Source organism: Rhizobium mayense, from assembly GCF_030272705.1.
Lineage (GTDB): Bacteria > Pseudomonadota > Alphaproteobacteria > Rhizobiales > Rhizobiaceae > Rhizobium > Rhizobium mayense.
The window spans coordinates 427,479-454,407 of record NZ_JARFYM010000001.1; the positions used below are offsets into that span (position 1 = coordinate 427,479).

Consider the following 26,929-nt stretch of genomic DNA (forward strand, 5'->3'; position numbering starts at 1 on the left):
AGGGTGCTGAACCATCCTTGCCCGAGCCGCATGAAAATGCGGAAAAAAGCGATTTCCCGCTTGTCTATCCACACATCGTCGCGGCAAGCTTTCCCCATGTCGTAATCAGGCATTTGGCGCGTCTGTCGGAATTGCATAGTCCATCGCACTGGTGATTTCACCCGGATGGGAGCCGGGGTCGCTCAATCCTAAAGAGGTAGCTTTTCCATGAAAACACATGCACGGGCCGTCGTTATCGGGGGTGGTGTCGTCGGTGTCTCGACGCTGTATCACCTGGCGAACAAGGGCTGGGACGATGTCGTCCTGCTTGAGCGGAAGGAATTGACTTCCGGTTCGACCTGGCATGCAGCCGGTCTGCTGCCGCTCTTCAACATGAGCTACTCGGTCGGCCAGATCCACAAATATTCGGTGAAATTCTATCAGGAACTGCAGCAAGAGACTGGCATGAATGTCGGCTTCAGCCAGGTCTCCAATATTCGTCTCGCGCGGACCAAGGACCGTTGGGACGAATACATGTATTACGCCGGGATTGCCGAGACGATCGGCGTGAAGGTGAACATTCTGACGCCCGAGCAGGTCAAGGAAATCTGGCCGCTCTGCGAAACGGATGGCCTGCTCGGCGCTATCCAGCATCCGGACGACGGCTATATTCAGCCGGCCGATCTGACACAGGCGCTCGCCAAGGGCGCACGTGACCGCGGCGCAACGATCTATCGCAACACCACGGTAACGGCGATCGAGCAATTGCCCGACGGTCTCTGGAAGGTGACAACGGACAAGGGCGAAATCACCGCTGAACATATCGTCTCCTGCACCGGCAATTTCGCGCGCAAGACTGGCGAGATGGTCGGCATCAGCATTCCCGTCATCCCGGTCGAACATCAATACATCGTCACCGAGCCGCATCCGGCGATCCTGGAGCGCAAGGCCAAGGGCCTGCCGGAAATGGGCGTGCTGCGGGAGTCCGACAGCGCCTGGTATATGCGCGAAGAAAATGGCGGCTTGCTGCTCGGCCCCTATGAGCACGGTGCGCCGGCCTGCTACGTCGACGGTCCGTCCGATGACAGCGAATACGAGCTCTTTCAGGAAGAGCTCGACCGTCTGATGCCGCATATCGAAACCGCGATCACGCGCGTTCCGGCCTTCGGCGAGGTCGGCATTAAGAAGGTCTACAACGGCGCCATCGCCTACACGCCGGATGGCAATCCGATCGTCGGCCCGGCGCCAGGCTTGAAGAACTTCTGGCTCAATGAAGGCCATTCCTTCGGTATCACCGCCGCCGGCGGCTCTGGCTGGCAGCTTGCCGAATGGATTGTCGACGGCGAACCGACCGTCGACATGATGGGTGTCGATCCCCGCCGCTTCGGCCCCTATGCGAACGAAGGCTATCTCATCGCCAAGAACGAAGAGGCCTATGCCAACGTCTTCACCATGCACTATCCGGACGAAGAGCGGGCCGCCGCGCGTCCGCTGAAGACGACGCCGATCTATGATCGCCTGAAAGCCATGGGTGCCGTCTTCGGCTCCGTCTATGGCTGGGAACGCGCCAACTGGTTTGCGCCGGAAGGCTACGAGGTGCCGAAGGACCAGCTCGGCGTTGGCGCCGATGTCCTGACCAACCACAATCACGCGCCGGCCACGGAAGATGGCCGTATCGTCGAGCGCTGGTCGTTCCGCCGTTCGAACTATTTCGAGCATGTCGGCAACGAAGTGCTGAACGTCAGCAAGAAGGTCGGCGTCCTCGATATGTCCGCCTTCGCCAAGATGGAAGTGTCCGGCCCGGGCGCGCGCGCCTGGCTGGAATCGATCTTCGCCAATGCAATCCCCAAGAAGCGCGGGCGCATTGCGCTTTGCCATCTCCTGACGGTGCAGGGTGGCGTGCGTGCCGAATTCACGGTCTATGAATGGGCTCCGGGCCGCTTTTACCTGGTCTCGGCCGGTGCCTATGAGGCGCATGATCATGACTATCTGCGCAAGCTCGCGCCGACGGACGGTTCCGTTCGTCTGCAGCAGATCACCCAGCGCCTCGGCGTTCTCGTACTTGCCGGCCCGCGGTCGCGCGATGTCCTGAAGAAGCTCACCCGCACCAGCCTCGAGAACAAGGATTTCCCCTGGCTTTCCGGCAAGGAGATCTCAGTCGGAGCGGCGACAGCCCATGCACTGCGCGTCAATTTCGTCGGCGAGCTCGGATGGGAACTGCATCATCCGATCGAAATGCAGAACTATATCTTCGACAAGCTGATGGAAGCCGGCGCCGAATTCGGAATCAAACCCTTCGGCATCCGCGCCATGCTCGCCATGTCGGTCGAAAAATCCTACCGGCTGATCCCGCGTGAAATGTCGATCGAGTACAATGCCTATGAATCGGCGCTCGACCGCTTTATCAAGCCGGAGAAGGAATTCCTCGGCCGCGAAGGCCTGCTGGCTTACAAGGACAAGGGCCTGAAATGGAATTTCGCGACGCTGGTGGTCGAGACCGGCAACGATGTCGATGCCCGCGGTTCGGAAGCGATCTATAACGAAGCCGGCGAACTTGTCGGTCGCGCCACCAACGGCTCCTACGGTTTCCGCATCGGCAAGTCACTGGCGCTTGCAATGCTGAAGCCGGGCTATGCCGTCGAAGGCACAAAGCTCAAGATCAAGATTTTGGGAACTATCTATACCGCCACCGTTGTCGGCGAGAGCCCGTATGATCCGGACAATGCGGCGCTACGCGCCTGATATCTGACCTTCAGAGTATAAGTATTGAGGAGGCGACCCAGCGGTCGCCTTTTTCATTAATGGGAAACCAGTCGACTTAATAAAAACTCAAGCGCTTTGCTGTAGAAAATTAGGACGGGGCCGATTTTCTATTAGCAGGTTTTATCATGCCATTTTTAGGTATTTCGGGAATGCAGTATTCCGGCGGCTCGCTTGCTGGAGCGCGCATTCTTCTCGCCGAGGATTCGAATGTCTTTACGTCGATGATCAGCAAGAAGTTGAAAGAACTCTTCGACATCGACATCGAAATCTGCAGGAATTTCGAAGAGTTGCAGCTTGCCTACGACAAATCGGCGGAGCCGATCCGGCTGGCGATCTCCAACATCAATCTGCCAGGAGCGGAAAAGGGCGAGGCGCTGGAATATCTGATCGATCTCAGCATTCCGACGATTGTCTTCACCGGCACGTTCCAGGAAGGCATGCGCGATGAACTGATCGCGAAAGACATTGTCGACTATATCCTCAAGGACAATATCTTCGCCGTCGACCTGCTGGCGGAGTCGATTTGCCGCTTCCTTACCAATCATCGTCATCATGTGCTGATCGTCGACGACAGCGCCACGGCACGTGCGCTGCTGTCGAGCCGCCTGAAGCGGTATAATTTCCGTGTCAGCGTCGCCGAGAACGGCACCAAGGCGCTGGAGATTCTGAAGGCCAATCGCGACATCGGCCTGATGGTCACCGACTACAACATGCCCGATATTGACGGATTCGAACTGACGCGCCGCATCCGCGCAAGCGTCGGCTCGCATGAGTTGCGCATCATCGGTGTCTCGTCTTCCACGAACCGGCTGTTGTCGGCACGCTTTCTCAAGGCGGGTGGAAATGATTTCATTCTGCGGCCGTTCATTGATGAAGAATTCTACTGCCGCGTGAACCAAAATCTCGACACATTGCTGCAGATTCAATCGATGCGGCAGATAAGGCTGAGCGCCTGACATGCCAGCAGCAGGGATCGATCGATATTCAGAAATACAAAATATGAGGATAATTCATCTTTTGTGCAAGATTTCTGCAATCTACGGTTCCAATTTCTTCACGAATCCTGTTCACGATGGATCTGACGGGCGATGTTGTTTCGCCCATAACGTGCAACGCCGATCTGGGCGTGCCGTATGGTCTGGGAGGACTTAAGGGGAATGGTGTTCCGCGCGGATTTCCTCAGCGATGGCCATAGTCATCGCCGTGGCAGCCAGAAGATGCTTCTGGTTGAAGATTCGCGCATGTTCTCTTCTGTCCTGTCTCATCGGTTCCAAACTGAGCTCGGACTGAGCGTCACCCACTGCGCCTCGCTGAAGCAACTGAATGAGGCGTTGGCGATCGGCGAGCATGGTTTCACCATGGCGGTGGTCGACCTCAATTTGCCGGATGCACCCCATGGCGAGGCGCTGGATGTTGCCATCGCCTACCATATTCCCACCATCGTCTTCACAGCGTCTTTCGACATGGACATGCGCAACCGCATCATGGAGCGCAGCATTGTCGACTATGTTCTGAAGGACAACGAGTTCGCCCTCGACAATCTCGTTTCCACCGTGCGGCGCGCCATCTCCAATCGCAGCACGCGGGTACTGGTGGTAGATGACCTGCCGTCCGCACGGCGCGTGCTCGTGGAGCTTCTGGAGGCGCAGCAGTTCAAGGTCGCCGAGGCGGGTACCGGCGTCGAAGCCCTGGCGGTGCTTGACGAATATAGCGACATCGAAGTGGTCGTGACCGACCATCATATGCCCGACATGGATGGTTATGAACTGACCCGGCGTATTCGCCATCGCTATGGTTCGGATCGGATGCGGGTCATTGGCATATCCTCCTCGACCGACCGCCTGCTGTCGGCGACGTTTCTGAAGGCCGGCGCCAGCGATTTCATCTATCGCCCGTTCGTGGCCGAAGAGCTGCAATGCCGCATCGCGATCAATGTCGAAACGCTGATGCAGATCAAACAATTGCGCGCCGCCGCGGCAAGCGACTATCTGACCGGGCTCTATAACAGGCGCTATTTCTACGATCATGGTCCGCGGATCGTGAACGAATGCCTGCGTCATCATCGACCGACCTCGGTTGCGATCCTCGACATCGATCACTTCAAGCATCTGAACGACACCTACGGCCACGAGATCGGCGATCAGGTGCTGAAGGCCGTCGCCGGCCGGCTGCATTCCTTATTCGAAGGCAGCGAAAACCTGCTGTCCCGGCTTGGCGGCGAGGAGTTCGCTATACTGTTCACCGAGATGGATTCACGCGCCGCGACCGCGGTTTGCGACGAGGTACGCGTCAATCTCTCGAATCTGAAAGTGAATGCGGACGACGAGGAATTATCGGTGACCGTGTCGATCGGTGTCGCCGAGGTTGCGGGCTATGAGGCATTCGAAAACTATCTCAATGCCGCCGACCAGTTTCTCTATATGGCCAAGCACAAGGGCCGCAACCAGGTCTATTCCGACATCAAGATGACGGATGAAGCCGCGGAGTAAGCCACTTTATCGCCAGTATCAGACAACGACGCCTGTACGGTTGGACGACATGGTGAGCTTGCGTTCGGCGCGCTCCTGCTGCGGCGAACGATTGTAGAGTTCGCGATAACACTTGGAGAAGTGCGAAGCGGAAACGAAGCCGCAGGCAACAGCCACCTCAACGACCGGCATGGAGGACTGCACGAGCAGGTGACGCGCGCGATCGAGGCGGATTTCAAGATAGTAGCGGGCAGGCGAGCGGCCCATTTCCTGGCGGAACAAGCGCTCGATCTGACGGCGCGACAGGCCGGCATCGTCGGCAATTTCGAGTAGCGACAGCGGCTCGGCGAGATTGCTTTCCATAAGCTCGATGATCGACAGTACCTTGGCGTTCTGAACGCCGAGGCGGGCGCGCAGCGGCAAGCGCTGGCGGTCATGCGGGCTGCGGACGCGGTCGGTCAGCTGCTGCTCGCAGACGCGGTTGACTAGGTTTTCGCCGAAATCCTGCCCGATCAGATTGAGCATCATGTCGAGTGAAGCGGTGCCACCGGCGCAGGTGTAGAGATTGCTGTCGACTTCGTAGAGATCGGCATAAACTTCGGCCTGCGGAAAAGTCTCGGCAAAGCCCGGAAGGTTTTCCCAGTGAATGGCGCAGCGCTTGCCGTTCAGGAGGCCGGCTTGCGCCAGCACATGCGCGCCCGTACAGAGGCTACCAACAGCGACGCCGCGATTATAGGTCTCGCGCAGCCATGCGTTGACCGACTTGTTGTGGAACTCCTCGACATAGATGCCGGAACAGACGAGCACCATGTTCGGCCGGTTTTCGCCGCCGAGATTTCGGCGCTCGTCGGCCAGCGACGTATTGACCTCGAGGCCGATGCCGCTGGAGGAGTAGACCTTCTGGCCGTCGGTCGAGGCCAGCCGCCACGTGTAGGCGGGATAACCAAGCATGCGGTTCGCAATCCGCAGCGTTTCGACCGCAGCGGAAAACGGCAGCATGGTAAAATGGGGAACGAGAAAGAAAACCAGGGAACGCGTCTTAATCGGAGTCTTGCTCATATCAGAAAAATCCACCTCCACCACCATCTATATACCTTGCGTCAAATGCGTCGGTTCGATGGTCTAATAGCGACATTGGCATGGATAATAGCGGCCGCAAAGGGATATTTGTGCGGGCTCACTAAAATTGTCGCTATAAAGAAAGCAGGCGGGGCGGGTAAGCAATTTCCAGAAGCAACCAAATATATATGCGGTTAATAATCAAGATAAAAACAAATACGCACTCAGAAGCAAAAATGTCCGAAAGGCGACACTCGTTATGATTGAGCGCCGCCTTCAGGATTTATGGCATATCGCAATCATCGGGTAGCCTTGGGGTTCTTGGTTTCGTCAACGGCCGGCCAGCCCAAATCCTTGCGCATGTCGTCTGAAAGGGACTCGAGTTCGCGCTCGGTGCGCCACCGCTGCCAACGATCGGCAATCCGGGTGGCGAACTGCACAAAACCGCTGCCCGATGGAAGCGTGGTCCGCATCCTGCCGCTATCTCTGTAGGTAATCGTGGTCATTTCCAGGTTCCTTCCGGTTTTTCCGATGCCCGAAAGGTCGCGACCTTTACGAGCTAATATGGGTGTGGTTCACGCATCAATCAAGCGAATAGATCTTATAGCTGCCATTAGTATTCTTGAACGATCGCACGTTGGCGGGCTTTCGTTCGAGGGCCGAGAGCACACTATCCGGCGGCAGGCCGCGGGCGTTGACGTCATCGATCAGATGCGCCGGAAACCGCGTTGCAATTTCGTCAAGCGTGTGCTGCGCCGTGCGCTGAATTTCGCGGGCGCGGATGAGATTGAACAAGCGAGATGCCTCGCGAAGCGCTGTGCCAGCCATGGTCGTTACTCCTTCTCGGCTGCCTCTATCAATTTCGTTAGGACTAATATGGTGCTTCGTTGACATTCAGACAAATGAAATGATATGGTGCTTAAAATCAGAAAAATTGAAGGACACCGTTATGACCGTACCGTTCCGCCGGCCCATACCGCTGCTCGACAATGAAGTTCTGCGCACCTTTGTCGCCATCGCCGAGACCGGTAATTTCTCCACGGCCGCCGATGCGGTTTACCGCACGCCCTCTGCCGTCTCGATGCAGATCAAGAAGCTGGAAGAGCAGTTGGGTGTGACGTTGTTCCTGCGTGACGCCCGCTCGGTCAACCTGACGCAGCATGGCGAGATGCTGCTTTCCTACGCCCGCAACATCCTGGCGCTCTCCAATGAGGCCGTGTCGCGCTTCATCATGCCCGAGCTCAGCGGCGTTGTGCGGCTTGGTGCGCCTGATGATATCGGCGAGCGTCTGTTGCCGAGCATTCTGAAGAGTTTTTCGGAGAGTTATCCGGGCATCATGGTCGATGTGACCGTCGACATGAGCCTGCAATTGAAGAAGCGCATCGAGGAGCAGCGGCTGGATCTGGCGCTGATCAACTGCGCGACGCGGCCTTTCCCGACAGATGGCGAGGTTATCTATACTGAGCGCTTGGTCTGGGCCGGCGCAAAGTGCGGGACGGCCTATCGCCGCGATCCGTTGCCGATCTCGATTTGGGAAGATGGCTGTATCTGGCGATCGGAGGCTTTGGCGCAGCTTGAGCGGCAGAAGCGGCCTTACCGTGTTTCCTACCTTAGCGCCCATACGATGGCGCAGCGCGCCGCGGTGGTCTCGGACCTGGCGATTGCGCCGTTTCCGCGCTCCTATGTCACCGATGACATGACTGTCCTCGGCCCGAACGAAGGGCTGCCGGAACTTACCGCCTTCGACATACGCCTGCTGACGGCATCGCAGATGACCGGTCCGATGAAGGCTGTGGCGGACAGTATCCGCAATGCGTTCGTGGAGATTGCACGCGCTGCAGCTTGACGGCCGCGCGCCTGCAGTTATTCGCGGCTGCGGCGACGTCTGCGGCCGCTGCCTTCGCCGCTTGCATCGTCGGCAAGCTGCTTGCGCTCCGGCAATGTCACGACCTTCGAGAGTTCCGGGAAGGCATCGACCTTGTTCGGCAGCGCCATGGCGTAGACGAAATGCTCCTGAAACTTTGATTCAAGCGCCGTCTCTATCTTCTCGATTTTGCGAACAGTTTCCTCGATTTCGCGGCGATGGCCGCGATTGAGGAGCGCCATGCGCGCGCCGGTGCCGGCCGCATTGCCGACCGCCTTCACCTTGTCGAGGGTGCAGTCCGGTATCAGGCCAAGCACCATCGCGTATTTCGGATCGATGAACGTGCCGAAGGCGCCGGCAAGGCCGATGCGATCGACATGGCTGATGCCTTGCTTGTCCATCAGCAGCTTGACGCCGGCATAAAGGGCGGCCTTTGCCAGCTGGATGGCGCGCACGTCGTTTTGCGTCACGGTAATGCGCGGCGCGCCGTCGCGCAGCAGATAGGAGTAGGTGCGGCCGTTCTGCAGGATGCGGTGCGAACGCGCCGTCATGCCGCCGTCGACGACGCCGTCTTCGGAGATGATGCCGGTCAGGAACAGCTCGGCGACTACCTCGATGATGGCCGAGCCGCAAATGCCGGTGACGCCGACCGTGGCGGCAGCCTCTTCGAAGCCCGGCTCGTCTGACCATGGCTCGATACCGATGACACGGTAACGCGGTTCGAGCGTCAAGGGGTCGATGCGCACGCGCTCGATGGCGCCGGGGGCGGCGCGCTGGCCGCTGGAAATCTCAGCGCCTTCGAAGGCGGGGCCGGTGGGCGAGGAGGCGGCCACAACGCGGTTGCGGTTACCGAGCACGATTTCAGCATTGGTGCCGATATCGACCAGCAGCATCATTTCATCCTGACGGTGCGGCCCTTCGGCCAGCGTCGCGGCGGCGGCATCGGCGCCGACATGGCCGGCGATGCAGGGCAGCATATAAACGCGTGTGCCGGCATTCATAGGTACGCCGACTTCAGCCGCGGTCAGATGCACGGCGCCGGAGACGGCAAGCGCGAAGGGCGCGCCGCCGAGCTCAGTCGGATCGATGCCGAGGAAGAGATGATGCATGATCGGATTGCCGACGAACACGGAGTCCAGAATGTCCTGGCGCGAGACACCGCCCTGGGCGCAGACCTTGTCGATCAGTCCGTTCAGCGCTTCGCGCACGGCGTTGGTCATGGCTCCGCGACCGTCCGGGTTCATCATGACATAGGAGACGCGGCTCATCAGGTCTTCGCCGAAGCGGATCTGCGGATTGGATGCGCCTGCCGACGCCACCGTGCGGCCCGACAGCAGCGAAGAGAGGTGCATGGCGATCGTGGTCGAGCCGATGTCGCAGGCGATGCCATAGGCTTCGTTCTTCAGGCCAGGATAGAGTGCGATCAGGCGCGGACGGTCGCCCTCATGATCCCGGTGGATCGCGGCGGTGACCTTCCACTCGCCCTTGCGCAGGATCGATTGCACCTGCGGGATGATGTGAAAATCGACTTCGAGATTGTCGTATTTCCAGTCGGCGGCCAATGCGGCTTTCAGCCGGTCGAGATCGCCTGATGGCTTGTGCATATCCGGCTCTTCGACCTCGACGTAGCACATGTGCACGGCCGTATCGCGGGCGATGACGCGCTCGTCTGCGGCCTTGCGCACTACCTGCGCATTGATCACGGTATCCTGCGGTACGTCGATGACGAGATCGCCGTGGATGAGCGCTGAGCAGGAGAGGCGTCGTCCCTCGGGAAGATCGCGCACTTCGGCATAGCGCCGCTCTTTCGGACCGATCGGTGAGAGATGGTCGTTGGCGGAGACGATCTTGTGCTTGGCGAAATTGCCTTCCTGCACCGAGACCTGACAACGCCCGCAGGTCGCACGACCGCCGCAGACACTCTCGACATAGACGCCAAGCTGCCGTGCCGCCTCCAGCACCGGTGTGCCGACTGCAAAACGGCCACGCTTGCCGGAGGGCATGAAGAGGACGAGAGGATTCGTGCTGTCGCTGGCTTCGGCCACGGATCAGCCTTTCTGTTTGGTAAGGCGGCGCACGTTCGATCGGACGCGCTTGCTGTAGGGCTTGACGGTGGCCCGGGCGACGGCGTCGGCGGCGCGGCGCGATGAGGTGCCGCCACCCGTTGCCATTGCCGTTATTGCCGTGATGTTCTGCTGGGCCATGGCTATATTGGCCGCGACGGCACTTTCCGCCGCAGCCATCATCTTCTCCGAGACCATCCGGTTGAGTTCGGCGGTGTTCACTGCACCGCCGGTCATTGCTGCCATCCACATTTGTTGTGTGCGCATCGCGATCACCATCGGCGCCTGAAACCAGAGCGTCGCGAGATCGTTGGAAAGACGGCGGCTCGGATACATCGCTATTCCCTCGCAGCTCCCGCGCCGGCGCGGGCAGCACGACCGCCACGACGTCCGCCACCAGCGGCGGGAGCAGTCGACGTTGGCGCTGCTGCGCCGCCTTCGGCTGGCTTGTAGTCGCGATAGGTCATGATCCAGTTGGTGCAATTGGCATCGGTGCCGTTCAACACATTGGCGGCGCGGACGGCTTCCATTTCCTGCGGGCGGCAGGGGTTCATGATCGCTGAGGTCATGCCGGCGCCGATCACCATCGGGATGAAGCCGGCATTAATGCCATGGCGGTGCGGCAGGCCGAAGGAGATGTTGGAGAGGCCGCAGGTGGTGTTGACCTTCAGCTCGTTGCGCAGGCGGTGCAGCAGCGCGAAGACCTGACGGCCGGCGTCACCCAGCGCACCGATCGGCATGACGAGCGGATCGACGACGATGTCATGCGGCTTGATGCCGTGATCCATGGCGCGTTCGACGATCTTCTTCGCGACGGCGAAGCGGACGTCGGGGTCCATGGAAATGCCGGTCTCGTCGTTGGAAATTGCGACGACGGGCACATCGTATTTCTTCACCAGCGGCAGGATGGCTTCGAGCTTTTCCTCCTCGCCGGTCACGGAATTGACCAAGGGCCGGCCCCTGGCGACCTTCAGCGCCGCTTCGATGGCTGCCGTTACCGAGCTGTCGATCGACAACGGCACGTCGACGAGGCCCTGGACGATTTCCAACGTCTGCACCAGCAGGCCGGGTTCGGTCTCGTTCGGGTTGACCGACGTGACGCCGGCGTTGACGTCCAGCATGGTCGCGCCGGCGGCCACCTGTTCCAGCGCATCCTTGATGACGGTATCGAAATTACCCTCAATCATCTCGGCGGCCAGCTTCTTGCGCCCCGTCGGATTGATGCGTTCGCCAATCACGCAAAAGGGCTGGTCGAAACCGATGATGATTTCGCGAGTGGCTGAAGCAACGATGGTGCGCGTCATATCTGATCCTTTGGTCAGTTTGCCCGATAGAGTTGATCTATCGTGCGATGATTTGGGTTACAAGCCAGGCTGGCTCCTCCGCCTGCCTGTTGCGAATATTCAGGTTCAATGCGTCTGGTGCGGTGGATGATGGGCGGCGGCTTCGGCCATTTGCTGCTGGTTCTCTTCCATGCCCCCGCGGATGTGTTCCAGTCGCTCGGCGACAAGCACGTCGGTGCGGTTCGCTTCGTGCTTCCATGGCTGGCGGCCTTTCAGCACGCCCGATTCATGCACCATCTCAGCGACATATTCTTCTTGGCGGTAGGCCATGACATGGATGCCGGAAACGCCCTCGATTTCCTTCACCTCGTTGATGATGTCGATGCAGAGCTGCTTGCCTTCCTTTTTCTGATCTTCGGCGCCTTCGATGCGCTTGATGATCGCGTCCGGAATGTGCACGCCCGGCACATTCGAACGCATCCAGCGCGCAGTTCTTGCCGAAGCCAGGGGTCCGACACCGACCAGGATGAAGCATTTCTCATGCAGGCCGAGATCGCGGACCTTTTTCATATAGTCGCGGAACATCGGCACGTCGTAGCAATATTGGCTCTGGACGAACTGCGCACCGGCTTCGATCTTCTTGGCCAGGCGATAGGGCCGGAAGTCATAAGGCGGCGCAAACGGATTGATGGCGGCGCCGAGAAAGACTTTCGGCGGCGTCGTCAGCTTGCGGCCGGAGAGGAACTTGGCGTTATCGCGCATGATGCGCACGGTTTCGAGCAGCGACATGCAGTCCAGATCGAAAACTGGCTTGGCGCCCGGCTGATCACCGGCTTGTACGCCATCGCCGGTCAGGCACAAGATGTTGCAGACGCCCATGGCAGCAGCGCCCAGCACGTCGCCCTGGATGGCTATGCGGTTCTTGTCGCGGCAGGCGATCTGCATGATCGGCGCATAGCCCATGCGCGTCAGCAGCGCGCAGATGCCGACGGACGACATATGGCAATTGGCGCCGGAGGCATCGACCGCATTGATGCCGTCAACCCAGCCGTCGAAGATCGAGGCGCGTTCGTAGACGTCTTCGGGGTTGGCGCTATCGGGCGGGTTCAGCTCCGCGGTGACGGCGAACTCGCCACGACGCAGCACGCGTTCCAGCCGCCCGAGCGAGAAATGGCCGGGCAGGGGATCGAGCGGCAGATGCGCGCCAAGCGGATTTTCATCGATATGCGCCATCAATCAAGCTTCCTTCTTCGCCGCTTCACGCGCCGCTGCGGCCTCCGCCGTCACGCGCAGCCAGGAGGATGTTTCGCGCAGCGACTGGTTCACCGGCTTCTGCACCTTCAAGATCGCATCGCCGTTGACCATATTGCGCGAGCCGTTCCAGGCCTGCACCCAGACGCAGGGCATGTCGGGCTCGACTTCGCAATTGCCGTTGGCCCGCACGCCGCCGCAGGGGCCGTTGCGCAATTGCTTCGGACAGTTCATCGGACAGGACATGCCGGTCGATGACAAGGCGCATTGGCCGCACATCCGGCAGTCGAAGAGAAAGCCCTTCACATTGCGCTCGATCACGGTGATCGGTCGCTCGACGCGCGCATAGCCGATCGACTTCCAGAGCGGATGTAGCAGGAGGAAGGCGTCTGCGAAGCGATGATAAAACCATTCAAGGAAGCGCGAATGACGCACGGCCCAGAGACGGACGGTGTATTTGCGGCGGGCGCGGCGGTTCGGCGAAACGCCTGATGGCGTATAGGCGCCGCTGGCCGCCTTCGCGCCCGCGGCGGCATTACCCGGTTTTTGGACGGCATCAGCCATTATCGCGGCCCCCGGCCTTGACCAGCGCGACCAAGCGCTCGCGGTCATAGGCGGCTTCGAGTTCGTTTGCGGCCTTGTCGGCTTCTGCTTCAAGATCGTCAGAGACCGCTACAGGATCGGCCTTGCGCCATTCGGCCAGATAGTCGTCCGTTTCCGCGGCACCCGTGCGCATGGCGCACATGTCGATCGCCTCGGTGAAACGGAGCGACAGTTCGCGCTTCGCTGTCTGCCGTCCCTTCTTGATGATGATCTGGGCGGGAATGTCCCGCCAATAGACGACAATGCGATCCGCCATGCAAATTCTCCTCTTTGATCAAGAATGCACGTCCGCCGACCCCGGGACTGCGCTTGCGGCGACGCGGCCCATGCCGAAAAACGACGCGATGCAGAAAGCTCCCCCGCAACCGTCGCCTTTAGTCACCTCCGAGTGACATCATCTTGTTTTTCGCTGCGATTCAGGGATTTCAGCACAGCCAGCATGGCCGTGTCCCGTGGCTGCCGCAAGTGGGGAGATAGGCGATGATGTCGTAATCAGACGGCCAGTAATTCGCGGCCGAGATCGCCGTAGCCGGTGAAGCGGTATTCGTAGTCTAGGCCGAGATAGGCTGCCGCTGCTTTTGCTTTTTCCTGCAGTGCCGGATCCTCTTCCTGCGACAGATAGACGACCTTGCGGTAGTTGCCGAAATACATTTCCTTCAGCTCCGGATGCCGGTCGAGGCCGAGCGGTACGATGACGAAGCTTTCGAACTGGCGGGCCAGGAAATCAGTGAGGAAGAACGAGGTGACGTCGTCTTCCCGAGTGGCGAAGGCGTTGTTGCCGCTGAAGAAGGAATAGCAGTGCGGGCCGGAGAGGCGTTCGATGCCTTCGCGCTCGCAGATCTTGTCGATGTCTCCGCCGGTGCCGCAATCGGCATAACCGATGAAAATCTTCTCGAAGCCGCGCGAGCGCGCGTCCGTTATAGCCTCTTCGAGGGCCGGCGCGATCTTCTGTGGATAGGAGTGGAAGATGGCGGGAAGACAGTGCAGGTCGATATGATCGAGGCTATTGATCCTGGTGATCGCCAGTATCTCGCGCGCGATTGCACCGCACGCGATCACATGAACTTTTTGTGCGATTATGCGTTCATTGGGCGAAGTATTCGTCTTCGCCTTTTGCCGATCAATATCCATTCCGAGAGGGCTCCGATCATGACCGCACCGACACTCACCAAAATCGCCGCCGCTTGCGCAGTGGTTATGGTACTCGCTTCATGCGCCAACACAATTCGCGGCGTGGGCAGGGATACAGCCAATGCCGTCAACGCCACCGAGAATGCCGGTCATCAGGTAAAGAGGGCGGTCGTCAACTGATTTGGGATGCCGATCGGCGGGCGGGCAACCCCTGCCGCCCGCCTTGGCATTCGTCGCGATCAGGCGTTGGCGGCGTGGCTGTTGTGCTTGCGCTTCATGAAATCCTTGGCAGTTTCGACCGCCACGGCTGCGTCACGGCAGTAGGCGTCGGCACCGACTGCCTTGCCGAACTCCTCGTTCAGCGGGGCACCGCCGACGAGAACGACATAATCGTCCCGCATGCCCTTTTCCTTCAGCGTGTCGATGACGACCTTCATGTAGGGCATGGTCGTCGTCAGCAGCGCCGACATACCGAGAATATCGGGCTGTTCGCGCTCGATGGCGTCGAGATAGTTTTCGACCGGATTGTTGATGCCGAGATCGATGACGTCGAAGCCGGCGCCTTCCATCATCATGCCGACAAGGTTCTTGCCGATGTCGTGAATGTCGCCCTTAACGGTGCCGATCACCATCTTGCCGAGCTTCGGCGCGCCGGTCTCGGCCAGCAGTGGGCGAAGGATCGACATGCCGGCCTTCATCGCATTAGCGGAAAGCAGTACTTCGGGAACGAAGAGAATACCGTCGCGAAAGTCGATGCCGACGATGCGCATGCCTTCGACAAGCGCTTGGGTCAGGATATCGTAAGGCGTCCAGCCGCGTTCGAGGAGGATATTGGTCGCTTCCTCGATTTCCTCCTTTAGTCCGTCATAGAGGTCATCATGCATCTGCTGCACGAGTTCCTCATCCGAAAGTTCTGCGAGAATGATTTCGTCGTCAGACATGCGCTCCATCCCGTTTTCGTGCGATGCATCAGAGGCTTGTATAAAACAGTACTGCCTTTACCGATAGACCCGAAGCCTGACAAAACCCTTTTCGAAAGCGACGTAGCGCAGATAAATCGCGACGCACAGAAACGAAGCAATTTCGCCTTGCCCATGTCTGTCCTATGCTAGTCGCTGGCGCATAAAGAAACGTCCGTGCGACGGAATCGGATAGCATGGGGCAATGACAGACGCATTCATGCGCAGGAGTGAGGAAGCATCATGGACGATAACATTGAGCAACCGGCCGCTGGCGGTGATGGTGGCGGACGGCGTTCGCGCGGCGAGGGCAGAGGTGCGGCCGCTCGGCGCGCATCGCGCAGCGGCGGCGGACCCGGTCCATCGCTTCCTTATATCGTCCGAAAGATCGGCGTTTATGAGGTGCTGGACGAGGAAGGCCTGCAGCTTATCGAGCGCAATGCCGATACCGTGCTCGAGGAAATCGGCATCGAATTTCGCGACGACGCGGAAGCGCTGGCACTCTGGAAGGAAGCCGGCGCCGACGTTAAGGGACAGCGGGTGCATTTCCCGAAGGGGCTTTGCCGCGAACTTTTGAAGACCGCACCGAAGGAATTCACTTGGCATGCACGCAATAGCGCCCGCAACGCCCATGTTGGCGGCAAGGCGACGATCTTCGCGCCGGTCTACGGCCCGCCCTTTGTCCGTGATCTCGAAGGCAATCGCCGTTACGCGACGATCGAGGATTTCCGCAATTTCGTGAAGCTCGCCTATATGGCGCCGTCGATGCATTCGTCCGGCGGCACGGTGTGCGAGCCGGTCGACATCCCCGTCAATAAACGCCACCTCGATATGGTCTACAGCCATATCAAATATTCCGACAAGCCATTCATGGGCTCGGTGACCGCGCCGGAACGTGCGGAAGACACGATCGCGATGGCGAAGATCGTCTTCGGCGACGAGTTCGTCGAAAACAATTGCGTCACGCTGAACCTGATCAACGCCAACTCGCCGATGGTATTCGACGAGACCATGCTCGGTGCATTGAAGGTCTACGCGCGGCATAACCAGGCCTCCGTCGTCTCCCCCTTCATCCTTTCCGGCGCAATGAGCCCGGTGACGGTCGCTGGCACGCTGGCACAGATCCTGGCCGAAGTGCTCGCCGGTGCTTCCTTCACGCAGTTGATCCGCAAGGGATCGCCGGTGCTCTACGGCACCTTCGCCGCCTCCATCTCGATGCAGTCGGGCGCGCCGACCTTCGGTACGCCGGAACCGTCTCTGGTTTCCTACGGTTCAGCCCAGCTTGCCCGCCGTCTCGGCCTGCCGTTCCGTACCGGCGGCTCGCTCTGCGCCTCGAAGGTGCCGGATGCGCAGGCTGCACACGAATCGGCCAATACGCTGAACATGACGCTGCTCGCCGGCACGAATTTCGTGCTGCATGCGGCCGGCTGGCTCGAAGGCGGGCTCGTCTCGTCCTACGAGAAGTTCATGATCGACCAGGATCAGCTCGGCATGATGCAGAAGATGGCCGAGGGCGTCGATCTCTCGGAAAACGGCCAGGCGCTGGACGCGATTCGCGAAGTCGGCCCCGGCAGCCACTATCTCGGCTGCGGCCATACGCAGGCGAATTTCCAGACAGCCTTCTACCGCTCGGCGCTCGCCGACAACAACTCCTTCGAGCAGTGGGAGATCGAGGGCCAGAAACGTATCGAGGAGCGCGCCAATGCGCTTTGCCGCTCCTGGCTCGACCATTATGAAGCACCGCCGCTGGATCCCGCGATCGACGAGGCGCTGCTGGCCTATATCCAGAAGCGCAAGGATTCGATGCCGGACGCTTTCACTTGAAGAGAGCCCGAGGCCGCCAGGGAGCAAGGCGGTGCGATACGCGTCGCCGATCTCATCCAGAAGGAGGTCTGGCGGCCGCACTATCAATATAAGGGGCCGCGATGAGCGGCGGCTCTGTCATTGTTGATGGACTCCGTGCGGCGCTTGCTCCGCACGGAGTTTTTATTCGTGGGATCGTCTTATTTGATGAGGGCGAGGGACCGGCACTGGCCGATGGGATGCCGGCTCGGAGCGTAATCCTGGTCGGCAATATCGGCGGTTCGATTTGGGAGCCGTTTTCCCGGTGGCGGCAGTCATCCGAAAATGTCGCTCGCCACGATCCGCTTGACGAGTGGTCGAAGGGGATCATCCGGCCTCTCGCCGTGGCGTTCGACGCTACAGCCTATTTTCCCTCCGATCCGCCGTGGCAGCCGTTTCAGCGTTGGGCCATGCGGGCGGAAGGTTTGAAGGCATCGCCGCTCGGCATCCTGATCCACCCGGACTACGGCCTATGGCACGGCTATCGCGGCGCCCTGGGGTTTGCCGTTGCGATCGGAGAAACTGGACCACCACGCGCGGTTGTTTCACACCCCTGCGATCACTGCGCCGAAAAACCATGCCTGACCGCTTGTCCTGTCGATGCCGTCGCGCCCACCGGCTTCGATGCTGCCGGCTGTCGGTCGCATCTCTGTACCGAGGCGGGAAGGGCCGGCTGCATGATCGGCGGTTGTCTGGCGCGCAATGCCTGTCCGGTGGGTTCCGCTTATCGTTATTCGAGGGCGCAGCTTGCCTTTCACATGGCGGCACTTCAATCTTGAAAGGGTGAGGGATTTCCTTCTTTTGCCCTATTTCCCCTGCGCTCTAAGGCTCGCGAAATCCGCTCCGGAGTTGTGTGTTTGATTCGATTGCTGACCATGCTTGCCCTTCTCGCCTGCGCTAGCACGGCCTTTGCTGATGAAGCCTGCCGCAAAGTCCTGCATCTCGGCGACAGCTATACAGTCTGCACTTTCGATCCCGCCATTGATGGCATCCAGCTTTACCAGAACGACCGCAGCGGCAAACCCTATGGCTCCTTCCGGGCGCTGGAGAGCGACTTGATGCAAGACCGCATTTACGTCCGCTTCGCCATGAACGGCGGAATGTACAGGGACGATCAGTCGCCCGTTGGTCTCTATATCGAAAATGGTAGGGAGCAGAGAGCGATCAACACCAACAAGGGATGGGGCAATTTTCATCTGCTGCCGAACGGAGTCTTCTACATCCTGCCAGGCCATGCCGGCATCATGGAGAGCAAAGCCTTCATCGCTTCTGGCATCAAGCCATTCTACGCGACGCAATCCGGCCCGATGCTGGTGATCGACGGCAAGCTGCACCCATCGTTTCTCGCCGACAGCACCAGTTTCAAGACACGCAACGGAGTCGGCATCTCGGCGGACGGCAAGGTGATCTTCGCCGCGTCCGACGGCGCCGTCCGCTTCCACGATTTTGCGACCCTGTTCCGCGACGATCTCGGCTGCGCCAATGCGCTCTTCCTCGACGGCAGTATCTCTAGCCTCGACATACCGGAATGGCAGAGACGGGACGGACAGTTCCCGCTCGGCCCGATCATCGCCGTGACGGAGTCGCTGCCGCAGTGAACTCAGCAGCCCGCAAGGTTGGAGCCAGCCACATTCGCTAATGGACGTAGCGGGAGGATTGTAGGTCCTTCGGATGCGCAGTGTCGGATTGGGGCTTCGAAACATCGATGACGGAAATTGCAAACAGGGCAAAGGCTCTGATCTTCATGACGGCGCGCGATTGCGAAATGTATGTGAGGCAATCCCTGGCGAGCCTTTCGCGGCAAACGCACGATGATCTGCACGTCCTTTTCGTCGATGATTGTTCCGAGGATGACACTGGTATCATTGCGGCGGCGCTCCTCAACGATCTCTTTCCGAACCGGCACACCTTTATTCGCAACGATGCGCGATGGGGGAAGTCGCGCAACGTCTGGGAGCATCTGAGGCCGCGTACGAATATGGCCGAGTTTATCGTCATCCTCGATGGCGACGATCAGGTGATCATTCCGACCATCGTCGACCGGATGTCGCAGTGCTATACAGACGGGCAGGATGTCGTCTGGACGAACTTCATCACCGATGGCGGCGGGATTGGTGGTAACGGTGCTCTCGATCCCAACCTTTCGCCGCGTCGGCAGGGCTGGAAAACCAGCCATCTCTTCAGCTTCCGTGCGTCTTTGCTGGACAATGTTCCCGAGGGCTATTTGCGCGATAGCGCCGGCCAGTGGTACATGGCAGCCTGCGACATCGCGCTTGCCTTGCCTATTCTCGATCAGACGCGGCGCTACGAGTTCATTCCGGTCAACGCGCATCGGTACACGGCGACCAATCCCTATTCTCATCACAATCTCGACCCGCAGTCGCGTGGACTGAATTCCACCGCGCAGCAGCGCTCGGCGCAGGACGTGTTCAACAAGCCGCCTCTGCCGTTGACCCGCCCGGCAAAGAATGCGGCGGCGGAGCGGGTGGTTGCTCCGGCGTCCGTCGAGAGCCGCCCGCTCGCCACAGTTGCCGGAGCCGGGCAGGCGTGGCAGGAGATGGCCAGCGAAATCCTTATCGCCGGCTATCCGACTTTGCTCGACGCTCAATCGGTCGCCGGTCGCGATCCGTTGACGCCGATGCAGATCTGGGCGCTTCGCCGCGCCACGTTCGAAAGGAGCGAAACGCCGAATATTCTCCATATCGGTGCGCCGCGCTCCGCCTTGGTGCTGGCATCCCTTATTTCCGGTCTCGATGCCGGGCTGAACTGCCTGTGTATCTCGCCGGAACAGGTTGGGGACATCGAAGCGCGCTTCATCGCCAGCGGTCAGACGGACAGGATTTCCATCATGGAGACAGAGGCTACCAATGTGAGCTTCGAGGACGTTTCCGCGATCTTTCCGGACACAAGACAGATCAGCGAGGACGTCAAGTTCGACTTGGTCGTGGTGGATCTGCGGAACACGGCCTATCCGGCCGAGAGCGCGTTGCTTGCGCTGCCGGCATTGGCGAACAATCTGTCGCCTCTCGGTTTCAATCTATGCGTTTTCGCCGAGGACCGCGCGATCGAAGAGTTGGCCGCCAAGCGTTGGGCCAGTGTCAGTACGGGCCTGAAATTCTGTCTCGATGCCATAGGCGGTAGCGGATTGATGGTCGTCGGCGGCCGCTGACGATGCTCCCGACCGCGCCAGCGCATCACCGATAAGCCTCCGTGATAAACCTCTGCATATTGGAAAGAGCCGCGATGACACTGCAAGCCACGGTCGCCTGTGAAGTGAACAGCTACCGGATTCCGGTCCGGTTCCACCTTCCCAATCCGAACGATCATATCCAGAGGATCATCCTGCAAAGCCGAGCCTTTTACGAGCGCGCCATGCTGGAGGATATTGGGTCGTCCCTGCCTGAAAATGCTTTCGTGGTCGATGTCGGTGCCAATATCGGCAATCATACGCTGTTCTTCAGCGCAGTGGTCGGCGCTCGGACGCTGGCCATCGAGCCGAATGCGGAAGCGCTGCGCATTCTTCGCGCGAACATAAGCCTGAACGGCTTGCAGGATCGCGTCGACGTCAAGCCGATAGCGCTGGGTGCCGAAGCGGGCATGGGGGATGTTGTCGAGGAAGACCCGTCCAAGTTGGGGATGGCCCGCGTCAGGCTTGCAGCCGACGGCCAGGTTCCGGTGGCGCGTCTTGACGATGTCGTTCGGGAGCAGCATGTCGACCTGATAAAAATCGATGTCGAAGGCATGGAGACCGAAGTGTTGCGCGGTGCCATGGGCACGATGGTGCGATGCCGACCGAGGTTGCTCGTCGAGGCGGCGACAGCGCAAGCTTTGCGAGATGTGGAGGCCATTTTGCGGCCGATCGGCTATCGCAAGATCAAGGTATACAACGAGACACCGACCTATTTGTTTGAGATGAAATTTGCGGACCTTGATCCGGACAATCGAATTCAGGCGATTGAACCCGCACATATTGCCGCCCTGCCGCCGACGAAAGCGATCGTGGCCGGCATGGCGACGGTAGCGGGCAACGAGATCGCGCTGCGGGCGGCGGTCATGTCGCTGCTGCCGCAGGTCGATCGGCTTTATGTCTATCTCAACGGCTTTACCGAGGCGCCGCGCTTCATTGCCGAGCATCAGAAGATCCGGCATTTCATCGATACCGATGGCAGCCGTTATGGCGATGCCGGAAAATTCTGGGGACTGGAGCAGGTTGAGGATGCGATCTATGTCACCTGTGACGACGACATCATCTACCCCGACGATTTCGTTGCACGCATGATCGGCGAACTGGCACAACTGCGTGGTCGAGCGGTCGTCAGCGTACATGGCTCGATCATCCTGCAGCCGAGCCGTGGCTACTACAAAGACCGCGGTCGCGCCGTCTTTCATTATGAGCGTAGTCTCATGCGGCGCCGGCGGGTCCACGTGGCGGCGACGGGTACCAGTGCCTTCCATTCCAGCCTGGTGAAAATGAAGCTCGCCGATTTTCGTCACCGCAACATGGCGGACATCTGGCTCGCCGAGTATCTATACCGCCAGAGTATTCCGGCCTATGCCGTGCCGCGAAAGGATGGCTGGCTGCAGACGATAGACGTGCCGCGTTCGTCGATTTATGCCCAATCGGCAGCCGGCACCGGTTCAAGCTATGATAGCTCAACCAAGCAGGACGAGGTATTGTCTTCGATATACCCGCTCTCGCTCCTCGGATCAGACGCGGCGGATAGCTCATCGATCATCTATCTTGTGGATACCGACCGGCCGGACGGGCTGGTGGAATTCATCCTGGCGGTTGCCGGGCGCGAGCGCGATCCAACCATTTTCGTCACTTGCGATCACGAGACCGAGGATATGCGCGGTGTGGCGCTTCATCCGGATTTTCTTTGCGAAGTGCACCTCGTTGCCCGCAGCGGCAGAAAAACATCCTCCTACCTGGAGCTTTTGTCGAAGAATGCGCAGCGCGTGAGGGGCTGGACCATTCGCAATGGCAATGAATTGAAGCCGGCGGCCGGCAATGAATGGGAAAAATGGTTTGAGCCGATCGAGCCGCACGCCAGCTAGCATCCGTCATGCTTCGCCGATTGACCCGATCTGCATCCTGCAGATCGGGGTGGTCTATGCCGCGGACCTTCGCGCCGGCGTTGCGGGCGATCTATCGAGGGCGCCACCAAACCAGCAGGTTGATTTCCTTTCCAATCCCGGGGACCTGAAAGTTTCATGATCGATTTTTCCAACGTTGACCTGCTTATCGTCGGCGCAGGTTTTTATGGCGCTACGATTGCCGAGCGGGTTGCGAACCAGCTGCAAAAGAATGTTCTCCTGATCGATCGCCGCAGTCACATCGGCGGCAATGCCTATAGCGAATTCGACAGCGAGACCGGAATTGAGGTTCACCGTTACGGCGCGCATCTTTTCCACACGCCAAACGAAACGGTCTGGACCTATCTGAACAGATTCACCGGATTTACCGATTACAAGCACCGGGTCTATTCGACTTATCGGGATCAGGTTTATTCGATGCCGATCAATCTCGGCACCATCTCCCAGTTTTTCAACCGGCGTCTTTCTCCGGACCAGGCGCGAGCGCTGATCGCGGATCAGGCAGCCGAAATGTCGGGGCGCAATCCAGCGAACCTGGAAGAAAAGGCGATTTCGCTCATCGGCCGTCCGCTCTACGAGGCGTTCATCCGCGGCTATACCGCCAAGCAGTGGCAGACGGATCCTCGCGATCTGCCGGAACATATCATTACGCGGCTGCCCGTCCGCTACACCTTCGACAACAGATATTTCAACGACAAATACGAGGGTCTGCCGATCGACGGATATACGGCGATCTTCGAGAGGATGCTGAAGCATCCCAAGATCAATATCGCGCTCGGCGTCGACTTCTTTTCGCTGAAATCTTCCGTACCGCCGGGGATTCCCATCGTCTATACGGGCCCCATCGATCGGTATTTCGACTATTCGGAAGGGGAACTCGGCTGGCGTACGATCGATTTTGAGAAGGAGACCCTCAACACCGGCGACTTCCAGGGCATGGCAGTCATGAATTATGCCGACGAGACCATCCCATACACGCGCATCCTCGAGTTTCGCCACTTCAATCCCGAGAGAAGCTATCAGACGGAAAAGACCGTGGTGGTGAGGGAGTATTCACGCTCGGCGCAGCGGAAGGACGAGCCCTACTATCCGATCGACACGCGGCAGGACAAGGACGTCTTCCTGCGATATCGGGCGCGCGCCGAAGCTGAAACGAATGTCCATTTCGGCGGGCGGCTCGGCACCTACCGGTATCTCGATATGCATCAGGCCATCGGTGCGGCCCTGAAGGCTTTCGAGAGCCGTGTCGTTCCGCATTTTGCCGAGGGACAAGCCATTGGCGGCGAGAAATAGACAGGCGGACTGAGTTTCACCGGCGCCGTTTTGCCATAGATCGGCGTTCCTTGGACGAGGCAGCCTTTGTCAAGTTGTCGAGCGGGATGACCTATCACAGGACATCCCGCTTGATTGTTTCTAGCTCCGCCGGCGGCGCTCGCGTGAGGGCGCGGCTCCGCCTTCATTGGCAGTCTTGTTGCGTAGCGGGCCGATCCGCTCGATGATCGTTTCCAAGGTCGGGCGTGGGCTGGGCGTGTAGCTGTCGAGCGCCTGGCGCATGGCGGCGAGATGGCCGCAGGAGGTGCCACAGCAGCCGCCGATGATCTTGGCGCCGGCGTCGCGGGCAAGGCGGGCGTAATCGGCCATCAGCGGCGGTGTGCCGGAATAGTAGATCTCGGCACCGCGATATTCCGGAATGCCACAATTGCCTTTGACGATTACAATGGCGGCCGGATCGGCATCGGTCATGTCGAGCAGGCTGGAGAGGATATCCGATGCTCCGACACCACAATTGGCGCCAACGGCGAGCGGACCTTCGCCGACATCCTTCGCAACGCCGTGGATGTCCTTCGGATGCAGACCCATCATGGTCTTGCCGGCTGTGTCGAAAGAGCCGGTATAAGTGTAGGGCAGGCCGACCTTGACGGCGGCTTCCGCGGCAGCGCGGATTTCCTCCGGCGAGGACATTGTCTCGATCCAGGCGACATCGACACCGCCGGCTTTCAGACCCTCGATCTGCTCGGCGAAGGCAGCAACCGCGTCCTCATAGGTCAGCGCGCCAAGCGGCATCAACAGCTCGCCGGTGGGTCCGACGGAGCCGGCGACGATGACTTTGCGGCCAGCCTTGTCGGCGACGGCACGGGCGATCTCCGCGGCCTTTCTGTTCAGGCTGTGGACGCGGTCTTGTGCATGGTGCAGCTTCAATCGGTGACGCGTACCGCCAAAGGTGTTGGTGAGAATGATGTCGGCACCGGCATCGACGAAATCCTGGTGCAGCTTGGTGATGCGTTCGGGATGCTGTTCGTTCCAGAGTTCCGGCGCCTCACCGGCCTCCAGACCCATGGCGAAAAGATTGGTGCCCGTCGCGCCATCGGCGAGCAGCACGCCCTTTTCGGCAAGAAGGTCGGTCAGGGGATTGGCTGTGACGGTCATGGCGTCTCCTCGAATGGGTCGGATAGATCGGATAGAAATGCAGATATAAACATTTCTTTATATGAGCACAATGCCGGGATAAAGGCAGAGGTTGCTCGATAATGCGACGGACGAGAAAAAAGCGCCCAGGACAGGGCGCTTTTTCGCTCCACGATGGATGCTCGTTTTAGGCGGCTGCCATCTCGGCCGCCTCATGCGTCGTCGGCGTCACCATGGCGGCGATGATGCCTTGCAGATCGATCATGCCGATTGGCTTGCCGGCGGCATCGGTAACGGCGGCGGCGGTGTGTCCGCCGTCGGTCATCTGTTTCGCCGCCACTTCCAACGTCATGTCGCCGGATACGCGGACCCCGTGCGGCTCGCCGATAATCGGTTTCATGATCGTCTGGGCCTGGATGACGCGGCCGCGGTTCACTTCCTTGACGAAGGCGGTGATGTAGTCGTCCGCGGGTCTCAGCACGATTTCCTGACCGCTGCCCTGCTGCACGACCTTACCGTCGCGTAGGATGGCGATCTTGTCGCCAAGCCGCAGCGCCTCGTCGAGGTCGTGGGTGATGAAGACGACGGTTTTCTTCAGTTCCTTCTGCAGATCGAGAAGCACGCTCTGCATGTCAACGCGGATGAGTGGGTCGAGCGCGGAGTAGGCCTCGTCCATCAGGAGGATGTCGGCGTCGTTGGTCAGTGCACGAGCAAGTCCGACGCGCTGCTGCATGCCGCCGGAAAGCTGATTCGGATAATGATTCTCGAATCCCTTCAGGCCGACGCGCTCGATCCAGTAATGGCCCTTCTTCTCGCTTTCGGCCCGGGCCACACCTTGAATATGCAGGCCGTAGATGGTGTTTTCGATGACCGTGCGGTGCGGCAGCAGGGCAAATTTCTGGAACACCATCGCCGTCTTGTGGCGGCGGAACTCGCGAAGGGCATTCTCGCCCATCTTGCAGACGTCGACGCCATCATAGAGCACTTCGCCGACGGTCGGTTCGATCAACCTGTTGATGTGCCGGATCAGCGTGGATTTGCCGGAGCCCGAAAGACCCATCACGACCGTGATGGCGCCTGCCGGCATGTCGATGCTGATATCCTGCAGGCCGAGCACGTGGCCATGCGTCTCGTTGAGCTCGGCCTTGCCGATCCCGTTCTTAACCGCATCCACATAGTCGCGTCCGCGAGGGCCAAAGATCTTGTAAAGGTTTTTGATCTGGATCGCGTGACTAGCCATGGATGACCTCCGAGTGCTTCTGGAGCCGTCTGCCATAGGCTTGGCTCGTTCGGTCGAAAATAATGGCGATGGCGACCAGGGCGAAGCCGTTGAGGAAGCCGACGGTGAAGAACTGGTTGTTGATCGCCTGCAGCGTGTTCTTGCCGAGCCCGCCGACGCCGACCATCGAGGCGACGACGACCATGGCGAGCGACATCATGATGGTCTGGTTGATGCCGGCCATGATGGTCGGTAAGGCAAGCGGAATCTGTACGTTGAACAGTTTCTGCCCATGAGACGAGCCGAAGGCGTCGGCCGCTTCCAGCACCTCTTTATCGACGAGGCGGATGCCGAGATTGGTCAGTCGGATCATCGGCGGGACGGCGTAGATCACGACGGCGATGAGGCCGGGGACCTTACCGATGCCAAAGATCACGACGACGGGGATAAGATAGACGAAGCTCGGCATCGTCTGCATAACGTCGAGGATCGGGTTGATGATCGATTGCAGTCGGTCGGAACGGGCCATCAATATGCCGATGGGCAAGCCGATGACGATGGCGATGAGCGTGCAGACGGTCACCATGGCAAGCGTCACCATGGTGTCGCCCCACAGGCCGCAGACGCCAATCAGGATCATGGAGATGGCGGTGCCGGCGACGATCTTGATATTGCGGCTGGCGGCATAGACGACGATCATCATGACGAGCAGCACGACGAACCAGGGCGTATTGGTGAAAAGCCATTCCAGGTAGTTCAAGAACCATTGCAGCGGCTGGACCACGGCGTCGATGACATTGCCATAGGCGCGCACCATCCCCCTGAAGCCGTCATCGATGTTCTTGCGCGCAGCGCGAATGAGAGTGTCGTCGATCGCCGGGAAATTACACAGAACATCCGGCAAAAAACTGCATTGAATAGCCATGAACTTCCCCTTCTTGT

General features: G+C 59.5%; 25 protein-coding genes. 11 read left to right on the forward strand and 14 right to left on the reverse strand.

Annotation, left to right across the window (positions count from 1 at the left end):
* Window positions 1-207: 207 nt before the first annotated feature.
* The 3 genes from PY649_RS02090 to PY649_RS02100 all read left to right on the forward strand — a co-directional run bounded on the left by PY649_RS02090 (window position 208) and on the right by PY649_RS02100 (window position 5,231).
* A complete protein-coding gene (locus PY649_RS02090) occupies window positions 208-2,721 on the forward strand; it encodes a GcvT family protein (RefSeq protein WP_285866423.1) in 2,514 nt (837 codons plus the stop codon).
* Between the two features lie 146 nt (window positions 2,722-2,867).
* A complete protein-coding gene (locus PY649_RS02095) occupies window positions 2,868-3,698 on the forward strand; it encodes a response regulator (protein WP_285866424.1) in 831 nt (276 codons plus the stop codon).
* Window positions 3,699-3,899: 201 nt separating this feature from the next.
* Window positions 3,900-5,231: a diguanylate cyclase gene (locus PY649_RS02100; protein WP_285866425.1), complete on the forward strand. Its 1,332-nt coding sequence runs from the start codon at window positions 3,900-3,902 to the stop codon at window positions 5,229-5,231.
* Window positions 5,232-5,249: 18 nt separating this feature from the next.
* On the opposite strand, the gene PY649_RS02105 is transcribed toward PY649_RS02100, so the two are convergent.
* The 3 genes from PY649_RS02105 to PY649_RS02115 all read right to left on the reverse strand — a co-directional run bounded on the left by PY649_RS02105 (window position 5,250) and on the right by PY649_RS02115 (window position 7,097).
* The gene (locus PY649_RS02105; RefSeq protein ID WP_349644401.1) at window positions 5,250-6,269 is read right to left on the reverse strand and encodes a GlxA family transcriptional regulator; all 1,020 of its coding nucleotides are present in this window, start codon (window positions 6,267-6,269) and stop codon (window positions 5,250-5,252) included.
* A gap of 299 nt (window positions 6,270-6,568) precedes the next feature.
* Window positions 6,569-6,775, reverse strand: a complete 207-nt coding sequence (locus PY649_RS02110; RefSeq protein WP_285866428.1) for a DUF1127 domain-containing protein — start codon at window positions 6,773-6,775, stop codon at window positions 6,569-6,571.
* A 76-nt stretch (window positions 6,776-6,851) separates the two neighbouring features.
* Entirely contained in the window at window positions 6,852-7,097 is a 246-nt protein-coding gene (locus PY649_RS02115) for a hypothetical protein (protein WP_285866429.1), read from the reverse strand.
* Between the two features lie 79 nt (window positions 7,098-7,176).
* Between PY649_RS02115 and PY649_RS02120 the strand changes: the two genes are divergently transcribed.
* Entirely contained in the window at window positions 7,177-8,115 is a 939-nt protein-coding gene (locus PY649_RS02120; protein ID WP_285866431.1) for a LysR family transcriptional regulator, read from the forward strand.
* 17 nt (window positions 8,116-8,132) lie between these two features.
* Here the strand turns inward: PY649_RS02120 and PY649_RS02125 are convergent, their stop codons facing one another.
* From PY649_RS02125 to PY649_RS02155, 7 genes are all read right to left on the reverse strand, one after another.
* Entirely contained in the window at window positions 8,133-10,136 is a 2,004-nt protein-coding gene (locus tag PY649_RS02125; RefSeq protein WP_285866571.1) for an ASKHA domain-containing protein, read from the reverse strand.
* A 45-nt stretch (window positions 10,137-10,181) separates the two neighbouring features.
* Entirely contained in the window at window positions 10,182-10,532 is a 351-nt protein-coding gene (locus PY649_RS02130) for a hypothetical protein (protein WP_285866432.1), read from the reverse strand.
* A 2-nt stretch (window positions 10,533-10,534) separates the two neighbouring features.
* Complete coding sequence (locus PY649_RS02135) at window positions 10,535-11,500, reverse strand: methyltetrahydrofolate cobalamin methyltransferase (RefSeq protein WP_285866433.1); 966 nt, start codon at window positions 11,498-11,500, stop codon at window positions 10,535-10,537.
* Window positions 11,501-11,605: 105 nt separating this feature from the next.
* Window positions 11,606-12,712 (reverse strand): methylenetetrahydrofolate reductase, encoded by a 1,107-nt coding sequence (locus PY649_RS02140; protein WP_285866434.1) that lies wholly within the window; start codon window positions 12,710-12,712, stop codon window positions 11,606-11,608.
* A gap of 3 nt (window positions 12,713-12,715) precedes the next feature.
* Window positions 12,716-13,294, reverse strand: a complete 579-nt coding sequence (locus PY649_RS02145) for a methylenetetrahydrofolate reductase C-terminal domain-containing protein (protein WP_285866435.1) — start codon at window positions 13,292-13,294, stop codon at window positions 12,716-12,718.
* Window positions 13,287-13,589: a virulence factor gene (locus PY649_RS02150; RefSeq protein ID WP_285866437.1), complete on the reverse strand. Its 303-nt coding sequence runs from the start codon at window positions 13,587-13,589 to the stop codon at window positions 13,287-13,289. The genes PY649_RS02145 and PY649_RS02150 overlap by 8 nt, the downstream gene beginning before the upstream one ends.
* A gap of 236 nt (window positions 13,590-13,825) precedes the next feature.
* Window positions 13,826-14,464, reverse strand: coding sequence for a DUF1638 domain-containing protein (locus tag PY649_RS02155; protein ID WP_285866438.1), 639 nt, complete (start codon window positions 14,462-14,464; stop codon window positions 13,826-13,828).
* A gap of 18 nt (window positions 14,465-14,482) precedes the next feature.
* Here PY649_RS02155 and PY649_RS02160 point away from each other — a divergent pair, with 18 nt between their 5' ends.
* Window positions 14,483-14,644 carry an entericidin domain-containing protein gene (locus PY649_RS02160; protein WP_285866439.1) on the forward strand — a complete coding sequence of 54 codons (162 nt, stop codon included), beginning with the start codon at window positions 14,483-14,485 and terminating at the stop codon, window positions 14,642-14,644.
* 59 nt (window positions 14,645-14,703) lie between these two features.
* Here the strand turns inward: PY649_RS02160 and PY649_RS02165 are convergent, their stop codons facing one another.
* Window positions 14,704-15,405 (reverse strand): corrinoid protein, encoded by a 702-nt coding sequence (locus tag PY649_RS02165; protein ID WP_285866440.1) that lies wholly within the window; start codon window positions 15,403-15,405, stop codon window positions 14,704-14,706.
* A gap of 261 nt (window positions 15,406-15,666) precedes the next feature.
* On the opposite strand from PY649_RS02165, the gene PY649_RS02170 reads away from it, so the two are divergent.
* From PY649_RS02170 to glf, 6 genes are all read left to right on the forward strand, one after another.
* A complete protein-coding gene (locus PY649_RS02170) occupies window positions 15,667-17,247 on the forward strand; it encodes a trimethylamine methyltransferase family protein (protein WP_285866441.1) in 1,581 nt (526 codons plus the stop codon).
* A gap of 101 nt (window positions 17,248-17,348) precedes the next feature.
* Entirely contained in the window at window positions 17,349-18,044 is a 696-nt protein-coding gene (locus PY649_RS02175) for a 4Fe-4S dicluster domain-containing protein (protein ID WP_285866443.1), read from the forward strand.
* A gap of 96 nt (window positions 18,045-18,140) precedes the next feature.
* A complete protein-coding gene (locus tag PY649_RS02180; RefSeq protein WP_285866572.1) occupies window positions 18,141-18,863 on the forward strand; it encodes a phosphodiester glycosidase family protein in 723 nt (240 codons plus the stop codon).
* A 107-nt stretch (window positions 18,864-18,970) separates the two neighbouring features.
* Window positions 18,971-20,434 carry a glycosyltransferase family 2 protein gene (locus PY649_RS02185; protein ID WP_285866444.1) on the forward strand — a complete coding sequence of 488 codons (1,464 nt, stop codon included), beginning with the start codon at window positions 18,971-18,973 and terminating at the stop codon, window positions 20,432-20,434.
* A 74-nt stretch (window positions 20,435-20,508) separates the two neighbouring features.
* Entirely contained in the window at window positions 20,509-22,323 is a 1,815-nt protein-coding gene (locus tag PY649_RS02190; RefSeq protein WP_285866445.1) for an FkbM family methyltransferase, read from the forward strand.
* Window positions 22,324-22,479: 156 nt separating this feature from the next.
* Window positions 22,480-23,655, forward strand: coding sequence for a UDP-galactopyranose mutase (gene glf, locus PY649_RS02195; RefSeq protein ID WP_285866446.1), 1,176 nt, complete (start codon window positions 22,480-22,482; stop codon window positions 23,653-23,655).
* A gap of 120 nt (window positions 23,656-23,775) precedes the next feature.
* Here the strand turns inward: glf and bmt are convergent, their stop codons facing one another.
* The 3 genes from bmt to PY649_RS02210 form a co-directional block, all read right to left on the reverse strand.
* Complete coding sequence (gene bmt, locus PY649_RS02200) at window positions 23,776-24,789, reverse strand: betaine--homocysteine S-methyltransferase (protein WP_285866447.1); 1,014 nt, start codon at window positions 24,787-24,789, stop codon at window positions 23,776-23,778.
* A gap of 166 nt (window positions 24,790-24,955) precedes the next feature.
* Window positions 24,956-26,008: a quaternary amine ABC transporter ATP-binding protein gene (locus PY649_RS02205; RefSeq protein WP_285866448.1), complete on the reverse strand. Its 1,053-nt coding sequence runs from the start codon at window positions 26,006-26,008 to the stop codon at window positions 24,956-24,958.
* Window positions 26,001-26,912 (reverse strand): ABC transporter permease, encoded by a 912-nt coding sequence (locus tag PY649_RS02210; protein ID WP_285866449.1) that lies wholly within the window; start codon window positions 26,910-26,912, stop codon window positions 26,001-26,003. The genes PY649_RS02205 and PY649_RS02210 overlap by 8 nt, the downstream gene beginning before the upstream one ends.
* Window positions 26,913-26,929: the final 17 nt, after the last annotated feature.

Bases quoted from the DNA above. Each gene is read 5' to 3' on its own strand.
- PY649_RS02090 (WP_285866423.1), top strand. From the start codon at position 208: ATGAAAACACATGCACGGGCCGTCGTTATCGGGGGTGGTGTCGTCGGT.
- PY649_RS02095 (WP_285866424.1), top strand. From the start codon at position 2,868: ATGCCATTTTTAGGTATTTCGGGAATGCAGTATTCCGGCGGCTCGCTT.
- PY649_RS02100 (WP_285866425.1), top strand. From the start codon at position 3,900: ATGGTGTTCCGCGCGGATTTCCTCAGCGATGGCCATAGTCATCGCCGT.
- PY649_RS02105 (WP_349644401.1), bottom strand. From the start codon at position 6,269: ATGAGCAAGACTCCGATTAAGACGCGTTCCCTGGTTTTCTTTCTCGTT.
- PY649_RS02110 (WP_285866428.1), bottom strand. From the start codon at position 6,775: ATGACCACGATTACCTACAGAGATAGCGGCAGGATGCGGACCACGCTT.
- PY649_RS02115 (WP_285866429.1), bottom strand. From the start codon at position 7,097: ATGGCTGGCACAGCGCTTCGCGAGGCATCTCGCTTGTTCAATCTCATC.
- PY649_RS02120 (WP_285866431.1), top strand. From the start codon at position 7,177: ATGATATGGTGCTTAAAATCAGAAAAATTGAAGGACACCGTTATGACC.
- PY649_RS02125 (WP_285866571.1), bottom strand. From the start codon at position 10,136: ATGCCCTCCGGCAAGCGTGGCCGTTTTGCAGTCGGCACACCGGTGCTG.
- PY649_RS02130 (WP_285866432.1), bottom strand. From the start codon at position 10,532: ATGTATCCGAGCCGCCGTCTTTCCAACGATCTCGCGACGCTCTGGTTT.
- PY649_RS02135 (WP_285866433.1), bottom strand. From the start codon at position 11,500: ATGACGCGCACCATCGTTGCTTCAGCCACTCGCGAAATCATCATCGGT.
- PY649_RS02140 (WP_285866434.1), bottom strand. From the start codon at position 12,712: ATGGCGCATATCGATGAAAATCCGCTTGGCGCGCATCTGCCGCTCGAT.
- PY649_RS02145 (WP_285866435.1), bottom strand. From the start codon at position 13,294: ATGGCTGATGCCGTCCAAAAACCGGGTAATGCCGCCGCGGGCGCGAAG.
- PY649_RS02150 (WP_285866437.1), bottom strand. From the start codon at position 13,589: ATGGCGGATCGCATTGTCGTCTATTGGCGGGACATTCCCGCCCAGATC.
- PY649_RS02155 (WP_285866438.1), bottom strand. From the start codon at position 14,464: ATGGATATTGATCGGCAAAAGGCGAAGACGAATACTTCGCCCAATGAA.
- PY649_RS02160 (WP_285866439.1), top strand. From the start codon at position 14,483: ATGACCGCACCGACACTCACCAAAATCGCCGCCGCTTGCGCAGTGGTT.
- PY649_RS02165 (WP_285866440.1), bottom strand. From the start codon at position 15,405: ATGTCTGACGACGAAATCATTCTCGCAGAACTTTCGGATGAGGAACTC.
- PY649_RS02170 (WP_285866441.1), top strand. From the start codon at position 15,667: ATGGACGATAACATTGAGCAACCGGCCGCTGGCGGTGATGGTGGCGGA.
- PY649_RS02175 (WP_285866443.1), top strand. From the start codon at position 17,349: ATGAGCGGCGGCTCTGTCATTGTTGATGGACTCCGTGCGGCGCTTGCT.
- PY649_RS02180 (WP_285866572.1), top strand. From the start codon at position 18,141: ATGCTTGCCCTTCTCGCCTGCGCTAGCACGGCCTTTGCTGATGAAGCC.
- PY649_RS02185 (WP_285866444.1), top strand. From the start codon at position 18,971: ATGACGGAAATTGCAAACAGGGCAAAGGCTCTGATCTTCATGACGGCG.
- PY649_RS02190 (WP_285866445.1), top strand. From the start codon at position 20,509: ATGACACTGCAAGCCACGGTCGCCTGTGAAGTGAACAGCTACCGGATT.
- glf (WP_285866446.1), top strand. From the start codon at position 22,480: ATGATCGATTTTTCCAACGTTGACCTGCTTATCGTCGGCGCAGGTTTT.
- bmt (WP_285866447.1), bottom strand. From the start codon at position 24,789: ATGACCGTCACAGCCAATCCCCTGACCGACCTTCTTGCCGAAAAGGGC.
- PY649_RS02205 (WP_285866448.1), bottom strand. From the start codon at position 26,008: ATGGCTAGTCACGCGATCCAGATCAAAAACCTTTACAAGATCTTTGGC.
- PY649_RS02210 (WP_285866449.1), bottom strand. From the start codon at position 26,912: ATGGCTATTCAATGCAGTTTTTTGCCGGATGTTCTGTGTAATTTCCCG.